At 41.9% G+C, this 3,444-nt stretch carries 2 protein-coding genes; both read right to left on the bottom strand.

The window, feature by feature from the left end:
- Positions 1–64 precede the first annotated feature (64 nt).
- Positions 65–526 carry a hypothetical protein gene (locus tag F6K52_RS34200; protein WP_293089331.1) on the bottom strand — a complete coding sequence of 154 codons (462 nt, stop codon included), beginning with the start codon at positions 524–526 and terminating at the stop codon, positions 65–67.
- Positions 527–1,050: 524 nt separating this feature from the next.
- Positions 1,051–2,325, bottom strand: coding sequence for an alkaline phosphatase family protein (locus F6K52_RS34195; protein ID WP_293089328.1), 1,275 nt, complete (start codon positions 2,323–2,325; stop codon positions 1,051–1,053).
- Positions 2,326–3,444 lie beyond the last annotated feature (1,119 nt).

Raw genomic sequence — 3,444 nt, 5'->3', positions numbered from 1 at the left:
TTTAGGGGGCGCAACTATGCCTTCGAGATACGGCCATGTCAACCACTGAAGACCGAGAAATTAGCTAATAGCCTAGCCTATTTGAGTGTACTGGTTCGGCAACTCCGGTCCCGGCACTCAGAAATCGGGGCACAATATCCACCAACAAGCTCAGATTCACCGTCCAACTGCCCACCGTCAGCCCTCTCCACAACCAATCCCAGCGGTCCCAGAGATGGGGTGGTGCTTCTGTTTCCAATCGCCACCACCACGCAGCTGCTGGAGGCTGAAAACTGTTTCGGTATTCAGCTAAGTCGATGACTTTGGTAATCTGCCCTGCTTTACTCTTAAGCTCACGGTCCAACTCAACCAGTCGCTGTTGATCAGGTGCAGATACTTGATTACACTGACTCCAAACGGCCTGCACAGCATCCCTGGCATTGAAAATCTCTAGCACTTCCTTTACTTGAGGAGATTGAGACTCTTTTAGGTTAGAGAGTGCTTCTTGATAGCAATTAAGGGCAGTTTCTAGCTCAGAACTAGTCATCTATAATTTGACGACTCAATAGCACAGATTATTCTTTTGTAGTTTAGATCTTTTTTTATCTATTTGGAGCAATTAGGAAAAAACTCTTACATAACTTATAAGTAGTAAAAACGCTATAGCTCTTAGGGAATAGGCCGTAAGGAGTAGACCCTAGGGAGTAGTGGTTCAGTTATCAGCTATTAGCTATCAGCTATAGCAAAGGGAACAGGGAACAGGGAACAGGGAACAGGGAGCAGGGAGCAGGGAGCAGGGAGCAGGGAACAAACATTCTCTGAATTGATTTAGGATTGCTATATCAGAAAAAAAAATAGCAATTAAAGTAGGGTGGGCAAAGTAATCTAATCATTAATACTCATTTGAAGCCAACGGTGTCTTGATGCAGTCGCTCATGGGGGAAACCCCCAAGACCGCGCTGCATCGCTTTTTGCCCACCCTACAAGCTTCAACCTTCAAACAAACCTTCAACCTTCAACCAACTAACCTTCAACCCTCTTAAACCTTCAACCTTCAACCTTACCAAACCTTCAACACTCAATCGCCAACAAAATCGTTTCCATCTCTTCCTTTGACAATCCCCCATGAGCGCCCAACTTGTGTTGTTCAAAGCGGTCTTCTTCATACCACCAAACGGTTTCATATTTATGGGGTAGAATAACTAAATTGCCTAACCGATTCAGCAATAGTGGCGAGAGTTCACCTGTACCGAAATAGCCTTCTTCAATTAATGTCGTAGTGCGGTACACTGTTGCTCGATCTGCCAACTGCTCCGTCAGCAAATCATAGACTTTATCCAAATGGTCTTCCTGAATGTACAACACCATATCCCGACATGACGCCGCTGGCACCAACAATTTACCTTGGGCATTCCGTTTAATAAACTGCTCAATGGAAGGAGTGAGCTGATTTAAATAAATAGTAGTCTCTGGTGAAACCTCTATTTGTCCATGATCAGCGGTAATTAGTAATAATGTATTCTTCAGCTTACCAGCTACCTGCTGATATAAAAGTCGCTCCATGGTTAGCAAAAGTGTGCTAACTTCAGCCTGGAACTGTAGCGAGCCAGGACCGTATTTATGAGCGATACTATCAATACAATCGAAATACAGGAAAAAGTAGCTTTTCTGGGATTCAGCGATCGCTGCTTCAGTCAGGTTAACTAATGCTTCAGGAATCGTTTTGTAGGGAATAGTAGTTGCCCCATCACACACCACTCGTGAAAAGGGAGAGTAAGCATAATTGTAGTGTTGAAAACAATAGGATTTCACACCATACTGTTGCAATTTGTGATAGAGAGTTTGGGTAGGGAAAAGGCTTTGCTCAGAAATGCCAGTAGTTTGCAAGGTTCCCCGTTGCTTATCACCCGCAAACGAAAACATCAACGGAGCAATAATATCATCCAACAGCGGCTCATAGTAAAACCAATGGAAAACACCACTCTCACCAACGGGAAGCCCTGAGTGAATAGTAGTAACATGAGCAGCAGTTGTAGAAGGAAACTGGGTAGTCAATTTAGAAGCAACACCTTCCACTACAAACCGCTTCAAAAATTCCGATTGTTCAACATAGTCCTGAAAAAAGCGCCACCCGAAAGCATCAACAAAAATCAGAATCACCTTATCATAGCGGTCCGGTAATTCTCCTAATACACTCCTAGGTAAACCCATGTTTCCTTGACCAGTGAGCAGATGATATATCATCTGGGGAATCTGGGAGAAACAATAGGAATCATAAAGGGGCTTACCAATATTGTCATTTAGTCTAGCGTTTTCAATAGCTTTTAAGGAGTCAGAGTTAATCATAAGGCAAGAGGCAAAAGGCAAAAGGCAAGAGGCAAAAGGCAATAGACAAAAAAAATGTATACCTCGTTACTATCAAAACTGCTATTTTATAGGATTTTTAAATAGAGGATTAAAACTCCTGCTAATTTAGCATAGCACAAATAAAAATACAACTTTACTTGAAGACTTTTCCGATTTACTATACCCGATGCTACTCATAATAAAAAGCGATGCTCTGATAGAAAGGATAAGCGATCGCTTCCTAAAGTTGATCATACTTATGACATAGATTTTATTGCATGTATCAGGTAAACTTATCAACCTCAAAGTCCCCCTTATTAAGGGGGATTTAGGGGGATCTCTTTCTCAAATTCCGGGGGATTTAGGGGGATCTCTTTCTCAAATTCCGGGGGATTTAGGGGGATCTCTTTCTCAAATTCCGGGGGATTTAGGGGGATCTCTTTCTCAAAGTCCCCCTTATTAAGGGGGATTTAGGGGGATCTCTTTGTACCTCATCGAAAAACTAATTCCTATATCCAGTAAAGTTTATTCCCCTGAATACCGATTACGAACTCCCGAAGTTTACTACTCATCAAAAAAACAGATTGTTTATGGCATGCGATCGCTTTATTTAAATTTACCCTCCCAAAAATAAATTTTCAAAACCCTTGACAATTTATTTTATAATCATTACTATTATTAATATAAACAAAAAGCAAGAGGTTCACCTTATGCCTTCACAATTACCGCCTAAATCAGATAATAATCCTGACGAGTCTTCCCCAAAAAAAATCCCTGTTCAGCATATTTTAAAGGGGTCCCGCAAGGCCATACTTAATACGATGCATACCTTGTATGTACTCCGTTACACGGAAATTTCCGACTGGACTCCTCTTCAGCCGACGGGCATTCCGGGAGAGTTCATCACAATTAGCGTCAAGTACTTGATTATCCCGTAAAACGTTAAATTCCTGGGGGGTTTCCCCCCCGGCAAAACCATCGGGTCTAATCAAATAGGATCATTTCTGGATAGGTTAAAAAATTGAATGACATAAGGTAACTTCCTAGCCGTGGATAGTATTTCTGCGGCTATTTTTTTTTGTTATTAAGTTGAAGGTTAGCAGGTTGAAGGTTTAAGGA

The sequence above is a fragment of the Moorena sp. SIO3H5 genome (assembly GCF_010692395.1).
Lineage (GTDB): Bacteria > Cyanobacteriota > Cyanobacteriia > Cyanobacteriales > Coleofasciculaceae > Moorena.
The sequence above is the reverse complement of the archived record's forward strand: the minus strand, read 5'-3'. Positions and strand labels throughout refer to the sequence as shown.

Coding starts and splice junctions, on each gene's coding strand:
- F6K52_RS34200 (WP_293089331.1), bottom strand. CDS start 526: ATGACTAGTTCTGAGCTAGAAACTGCCCTTAATTGCTATCAAGAAGCA.
- F6K52_RS34195 (WP_293089328.1), bottom strand. CDS start 2,325: ATGATTAACTCTGACTCCTTAAAAGCTATTGAAAACGCTAGACTAAAT.